Genomic DNA, 6,585 nt, shown 5'->3' with positions numbered 1-6,585 from the left:
GTCTTAACCTGAATTTTTCCCTTTAGTAAATTAAAAAATAACACACACCCGTTTTTTTTCCAAACTCTCCCCTACCACCCAAGCAATTTCCTCCCCTTATAAAGGGGAGGATCAAGGTGGGGTTGTTCACTATCCTACCCGTTTGTGAAATTTCAGAATGCTGACGGTCAAAATGATGACGCCAAACCCCGCCATCGGAATGGCATCCCTCTGCAGGAAACGCAGTCCGGAGCCCTTCTGAAAAATATCCCGGACAATGGACATAAAATAGCGCATCGGATCCAGATAGGTAAGCTTTTGCAACACCAGCGGCATGTTTTCAATAGGAATAAAAAATCCGCTCATCAAAATCATAAATACCAGCATAAACCAGGACATAAACATGGCCTGCTGCTGGGAGGTGGTGACCGTGGAAATGAAAATCCCCAATCCGAGAGTCGTGAACAAATAAACAAACGACAGCCAACCCAGAAGCAGGTAACTTCCGTTCATGGCAATGTGAAAAGAGCCGATGGCCACCAGCAGCAAAAAACTCAGTTCGATAAAAGAAAGCAGCAAAAACGGAATGAGTTTGCCCAGAATGAGCTGGGTTTTTTTCAGGGGTGTGACCAGTAACTGTTCCAGGGTGCCGGTTTCTTTTTCTTTGACCAAACTCATGGAGGAAAGCATCATGGGCAGCAACGTAAGCAGCACCACGGCAATTCCGGGAATCATGAACGGCTTGCTGTCCAGTTCCGGATTGTACCACATGCGTTCGCGCATCTCCACAAGATGGGGCTGAGAACGGGTTTTCTGTGCAAACACCTGAGTTTGTATGCGCTGGCCAAAGCGAATCAAAATCGCCTGAGCGTAGCCCAGCGCCACACCGGCTGTATTTCCGTCCACACCATCCACGGCAACACCAATCTGCGGCAGCCGCCCGCGCCTTAAATTCTTCTCAAATCCCGGCGGAATAATCAGAACCACCTGCGACCGCCAGGACCGAAACCCCTCCTCAATTCCGTTGAGATTACGAGTCCAGCCCACAAGGTCAAATTGTTTCGTGTGACTGAAGGCCTGCACCAGCTCTCGGCTCAGGTGACTGTTGTCCAGGTCGGCTATCTCCAGCTTCACATGCCTCACATCCACCGTAATGGAGTAGGCCAGCAGAAAAAGCTGGATAAGCGGCACCAAAAAAATAATCGCCACCATCGACCGGTCCCGGAACACCTGTTTAAATTCCTTTTGAATAACGGCGAAAATGGGCTGCATGTCAGGCCTCCAGATTCGTTTTGAATTTTCGGATGGAAACCAGCAGCAGGAAAATCGTCATACCCAAAAGTACGGCTGAGGGATTGAGCAGGTCCGCAAAGGTACTTCCCTTTAAAATAATACCCCGAACAATCAGCAGGTAAAATCGGGCCGGCAGGATGTACGTGATAAGCTGCAGCCACCGCGGCATAGAGGCAATCGGGAAAATCATTCCTGCCATCATGATGGTGGGCAGCACCGTGGCTATCTGGGCAATCATCATGGCCACCTGCTGAGAGGATGCCACGGTAGAGATCAGAAGTCCCAGACTGAGTGCCAGTACAATGTACAACACCGAAAGCAGTGTTAGAAGCAGCAGATTTCCCACAAACGGAATCCGAAACAGAAAAAGTCCGATGGCCAGAATTGCGGCCGCGTCCAGAAAGGCCAGCACCAGATAAGGAAACACCTTTCCCAAAATGATTTCACGGGACCGCACCGGAGAAACCAGCATTTGCTCCAGCGTTCCGGTTTCCTTTTCCCGGGCGATGGCCACACTGGTCAGGAGCGTGGAAATCATAATCAAAATCATGGCCATCAGACCCGGAACAAAAAAGTAGCTGCTGCGAAAATTGGGATTAAAGAAAACCGTGCGCCGAAAGGCGAAGGGCAGCAGCACCTTCGCTCCGTGTGACAGATTGTAGGAAATCAAAATTTGCTGGCAATAATTTCGAATCAGGGTGGCCGCATTGGCATCCGAAGCGTCCATCAAAAACTGGATGGGAATTCGCAGATTACGGTGGAGCTGGCGATCGAAATCGGCCGGAATGACGAGCGCGACACGGGCTTTGCGCGATTTGAACCAGTCCTCCACCGTGCGCACCGACCGGTTCACTTCAAACACATGAAAAAAGCGGCTGCCCGAAAACGCCTGAATAAATTCACGGGAAGCCGGTGACCGGGCGTGATCAAACACGGCCATGTCCACTCGCTGGATTTCCAGGTTGAGGGCGTAGCCGAACATAATAAGCTGGACAACCGGCATCAGGAACACTAAAAACAGGCTGCGCGGATCGTGCAAAATGTGTAGAAATTCCTTCCGCACAATGGCCCGGGTCCGCAACAGAGCCGCCTTCATCGGGGGGTCTCCTCACCTTCGGACAAGGTCAAAAAAACCTCCTGCACCGAAGATTTCCCGAACCGCATTTTCAGCTCCGTTGGCGGCCCCTGAAGAATTAATTTTCCTGAGCGCATGAACCCAATTCTGTGGCAGTATTCCGCCTCATCCATAAAATGGGTGGTTACAAAAACGGTTTTTCCGCTGTCAGCCATTTCGTAGAGGAGATTCCAGAAGGCGCGTCGGGCCGCCGGATCGACCCCTGACGTGGGTTCATCCAAAAAAAGAATGGGCGGATCGTGAATCAGGGCACACCCGAGCGCCAGCCGTTGTTTAAACCCCAGGGGCAAATCCCGCGTCAAGGTGTGTAAGTAAGGTAAAAGTCCCAATTTCCGAAAAAACGCCTGCTTTCGTGCGTCCAGCACGTCCCGAGAAAGGCCGTAAATTCGACCGTAGAATGTGAGATTTTCTTCTGCTGTTAAGTCCGGGTAAAGTGAAAACCGCTGGCTCATGTAGCCGATGTGTTTTTTAATGGCCTCGCTCTGCCGGTAGACATCAAAGCCGGCCACGCGCGCTTCCCCCGAAGTAGGGGTTAGCAGTCCGCACAGCATCCGAATAACCGTTGTTTTGCCCGCGCCGTTGGCTCCCAGAAAGCCAAAAATTTCGCCCCGGCGAACCTGAATACTCACGCCGTCCACGGCGGTAAATCGTCCAAAACGCCGCGTGAGTTGAGACGTCACAATGGAAAAGGTATCGTTCATTCGTCTGACCGTCCGATCAGGTGCAAAAAGACATCCTCCACGGTGGGGGAGATGGCCTGCCAGTCCTGTAAATTGCCCCCGGATTGCTTCTGCCAGGTTTGCCACGCCTCCGGTGTAGGCGGGCTGAGAAAACTCACGTGGAGGGTATCGCCGAACATCTGAATGGTTTGAACGAGAGACTGAGATTGAAAATAGGCCTGCAAATCGCGCAAATGCTTGCCTTTGACCTGAAACAGCGGATACGGATATTCTGCTTTCAATTGCTGCGGCGTTCCTTTTCCCAAAAGACTCCCGTTGAAAATAAGGGCCACCCGATCGCACTGTTCCGCTTCGTCCATGTAGGCGGTGGACACCAGAATGGTGGTCCCCTCATGCCGAATCTCGCGGAGAATCTCCCAAAACTCCTGCCTGGACACGGGGTCTACCCCGAACGTGGGCTCGTCCAAAATGAGAATTTCCGGGGTATGAATCAAAGCGCAGGAGAGCGCCAATTTTTGCTTCATTCCGCCAGAGAGATCAGCCGCACGACGGTTTTTAAAGGGTTCCAGTTTGGAAAAATGGTACAGTTTTTCCAGCCGCTGGACGCGCTCTTTTTTAGGAACCTGAAAGAGCTCGGCAAAAAACTGGAGATTCTGCTGCACGGTCAAATCGGGATACAAGGAGAATTGTTGGGGCATGTAGCCAAGTCTTTTTCGAATTTCACGGATATCCCGACTGGCATCCCATCCCCCCACCCGAACCGTGCCCGCTTCCGGTTGAAGAAGTGTGCACAGTGTACGTAAAAGTGTGGTTTTCCCGGCGCCATCCGGGCCAATCAACCCAAAGAGCTCGCCTGTTTTTACCGAAAAGCTTATCCCTCGAACGGCTTCCACGGCTCCGTAGCGCTTGTAAAAATTCTGGACTTCAATCGGGTTCATTGATTCGATTTATTTCGTTGTTTTCAATTCGATCGTCACCGGCATGCCATCTTTCAGGATTCCCTCCGGATTGGGAACCCGGATTTTTACCGCATACACCAGCGAGGTCCGTGTTTCCGGCGTTAAAATGGTTTTGGGCGTAAATTCTGCCTTTGGACTGATCCAGATTACCCGTCCTTCGAAGGAACGGTTCAGACCGTCCACGTGCAGAGTAGCTTTCTGCCCCGTGCGGATTTTCGGCAGTGTTTTCTCGGCAACGTAAATTTTCACGTGAAGGGTGTCTATTTTAAGGAGTTCCACTACCGGACCAAGCGGGGGTACGGCTTCGCCTGCTTCAAAATATTTCACGGTTACAAGTCCCTGTGCAGGAGAGAGAATAGTGGCATCGTCGATTTTTTTCTGAACGAGGTTTATTTTGGCAAAAAGTTGATCCCGCTTAGCCGAAAGAATCTGGAAATTTTGCCGGGCCAGCCGCAGGGCTGCTTCCGCCTGCTCCAGTTTGTTCGTCACTGCGTCCAATTTTTGTTGAGGAGCAGACTTTTTCTGCACCAGCGTTTGAATCCGCTTGAGTTCCTGTCTCACGTAAGACACGTTGGCCTTTGCCTGATTCAGATGGGTAGCTAAAACATCCTTTTGTGCGTTTATTTCTTTGAATCCCGCTTGCAACTGGGCTTTTTGCAAAATAAGTGTGGATGTGTCATTTACAGCGATTGTGTCGCCTTTGGCCACTTCATCACCAGTGCTCACATTGAGCCGGACAATCTTTCCACCGGTCAGCGCTGGCACATCAATTGTTCGTCCTTCCAAAACACCGGTGTAAACGGCCTGTTTCCGGGCAGAGTGACAGCCTGCCCCAAGCAGAATACCACCCAATAAAAAAACGAGCATTTTGTATTTCATGAACCCTCCAGAAATTACTGGCTTTTGAAAAAATTGAAATCCGAATTTTGAAAGGAGTGTTTGGCCGGTCCGAGGCATCTTCTTTTTCGCGTCCTTTCGCAGATAATTAGTACTCCCTCGCCTCCTCTTCTCCCTGAAGTACGCGCAGGGCCCCCTGGGCCATGGCGGTCATTTCGAATTCACCCGGTACGCGCTTAACGGGAGCCAGAAATTTTACCCGGCCCTCAATCCAATCCGTCAACCGCTTGGATTGTGCCAGACCGCCCGTCAAAATCACCGCATCCAGCTGGCCATTCAACACTGTGGCCATTGCCCCGATTTCTTTGGCAATCTGGTAAGCCATCGCTTCGTAGATTTCAGCTGCTTTCGCGTCGCCCGCTTCAATTCGGTTTTCCACCTCCCGGGCATCATTGGTTCCCAGATACGCCACCAGCCCGCCCTCGCCCATCACCAACCGGCGCATCTGCTTTTCCGTGTAATCTCCCGAAAAACAAAGCGTAATAAATCCCTGCAAGGGGAGCGTGCCCGTACGTTCCGGGCTAAACGGCCCGGCGCTGGAGGCATCGTTCACGTCCACAATCCGGCCGCCCTTAACCGGGGCCACGGAAATCCCCCCACCCAGATGGGCTACGACAAACCGGCTTTTTTCAAAGGGGATTTTCATTTCCTGCGCCACCCAGCGGCTCACCGCGTGAATGTTCAGCGTGTGCGCCAGACTTTTCCGCTCCAGCAGCGGATGCCCGGAATAGCGCGCCAAAGGCTCAAATTCATCCACCGAAATCGGGTCCACCACAAAAGCGGGACACCCCGCCTGCTCCGCAACAAAGTCTGCCAGCGCGCAGCCCAGATTAGAGGCATGCTCTCCCTGCAATCCCGCACGGGCATCGGCGATCATCTGCGACGTAACGCGGTAGGTTCCGCCCGTCAGTGAACGCAGCAACCCGCCGCGGCCCACCACGGCGCTCAAGGATTTCACATTCAGATTTTTCCGGCGCACCAAATCCAGTACGGATTTTTTGCGAAAATCCAGTTGCTCCCAAATGGCACCAAATTGTTTGAGCTCTTCGCGGTTGTGAGCCAGTGTTTCTTCCCAAATTAATGTGTCATTTTCAAAAAGCCCCACTTTGGTTGACGTGGAGCCCGGATTAATCACAAGAATTATTAATCACAAGAATTCGGTAGATTTTATGCATCGCACCATCCGAAAAAGGTTTGGCTCAATGGGATTTTAATTCTCCATTGTTAAACATCTTCGATGTTTTTTCTGAAGTCCGGTTTCTACCCGGTGTTTCGGTAACGCCTGTTTTTCTCACGTAAAATGGACTTCCAAATACAGCGTTAATTTAAATTACAATTTTAATCAATAAATTGAAAGTATTTTTTCTAACCCAAAAAATTATATTCTGATTTCGTAAATTGGCATTTCCAAAAAAGGCTTTCCTTTTAAAAAAATATTCTTTATTATTAATTATCAACATTCAATATCTTAAATGATTTACGATCGAGGTACAAATGACACTTGATCTGACCAGTTTAAAAAAAGCTATTCATGCACTGGAACGCTCTTTATCGGTTGCGAAAAATCAGAAACTTGAATTAATGGATGAAGATTTGCGGGAAACGGTTCGTGCCGGTATTATTCAAAACTTTAAAGTTGCCT

General features: G+C 50.4%; 7 protein-coding genes. 1 reads left to right on the top strand and 6 read right to left on the bottom strand.

What is annotated here, in order from left to right; translation table 11 throughout:
* Positions 1–129: 129 nt before the first annotated feature.
* From GXO76_05650 to buk, 6 genes are all read right to left on the bottom strand, one after another.
* A complete protein-coding gene (locus tag GXO76_05650) occupies positions 130–1,251 on the bottom strand; it encodes an ABC transporter permease (protein NOY77337.1) in 1,122 nt (373 codons plus the stop codon).
* A gap of 1 nt (position 1,252) precedes the next feature.
* On the bottom strand, positions 1,253–2,368 hold the full coding sequence (locus GXO76_05645; protein ID NOY77336.1) for an ABC transporter permease: 1,116 nt from the start codon (positions 2,366–2,368) through the stop codon (positions 1,253–1,255).
* Positions 2,365–3,108 carry an ABC transporter ATP-binding protein gene (locus GXO76_05640; GenBank protein ID NOY77335.1) on the bottom strand — a complete coding sequence of 248 codons (744 nt, stop codon included), beginning with the start codon at positions 3,106–3,108 and terminating at the stop codon, positions 2,365–2,367. Before GXO76_05640 ends, GXO76_05645 begins: the two co-directional genes overlap by 4 nt.
* Entirely contained in the window at positions 3,105–4,025 is a 921-nt protein-coding gene (locus GXO76_05635) for an ABC transporter ATP-binding protein (GenBank protein NOY77334.1), read from the bottom strand. Before GXO76_05635 ends, GXO76_05640 begins: the two co-directional genes overlap by 4 nt.
* Positions 4,026–4,034: 9 nt before the next feature.
* Positions 4,035–4,925 carry an HlyD family efflux transporter periplasmic adaptor subunit gene (locus GXO76_05630; protein NOY77333.1) on the bottom strand — a complete coding sequence of 297 codons (891 nt, stop codon included), beginning with the start codon at positions 4,923–4,925 and terminating at the stop codon, positions 4,035–4,037.
* 106 nt (positions 4,926–5,031) lie between these two features.
* Entirely contained in the window at positions 5,032–6,087 is a 1,056-nt protein-coding gene (gene buk / locus GXO76_05625) for a butyrate kinase (protein NOY77332.1), read from the bottom strand.
* Positions 6,088–6,437: 350 nt separating this feature from the next.
* On the opposite strand from buk, the gene GXO76_05620 reads away from it, so the two are divergent.
* A partial coding sequence (locus GXO76_05620) for a nucleotidyltransferase (GenBank protein NOY77331.1) occupies positions 6,438–6,585 on the top strand: 148 nt, incomplete at its 3' end.

The sequence above is a fragment of the Calditrichota bacterium genome (genome assembly GCA_013151735.1).
Taxonomy (GTDB): Bacteria; Zhuqueibacterota; JdFR-76; order JdFR-76; family BMS3Abin05; genus BMS3Abin05.
This window is presented reverse-complemented; position numbering and strand designations above follow the sequence as displayed.

Bases quoted from the DNA above. Each gene is read 5' to 3' on its own strand.
- GXO76_05650 (NOY77337.1), bottom strand. From the start codon at position 1,251: ATGCAGCCCATTTTCGCCGTTATTCAAAAGGAATTTAAACAGGTGTTC.
- GXO76_05645 (NOY77336.1), bottom strand. From the start codon at position 2,368: ATGAAGGCGGCTCTGTTGCGGACCCGGGCCATTGTGCGGAAGGAATTT.
- GXO76_05640 (NOY77335.1), bottom strand. From the start codon at position 3,108: ATGAACGATACCTTTTCCATTGTGACGTCTCAACTCACGCGGCGTTTT.
- GXO76_05635 (NOY77334.1), bottom strand. From the start codon at position 4,025: ATGAACCCGATTGAAGTCCAGAATTTTTACAAGCGCTACGGAGCCGTG.
- GXO76_05630 (NOY77333.1), bottom strand. From the start codon at position 4,925: ATGAAATACAAAATGCTCGTTTTTTTATTGGGTGGTATTCTGCTTGGG.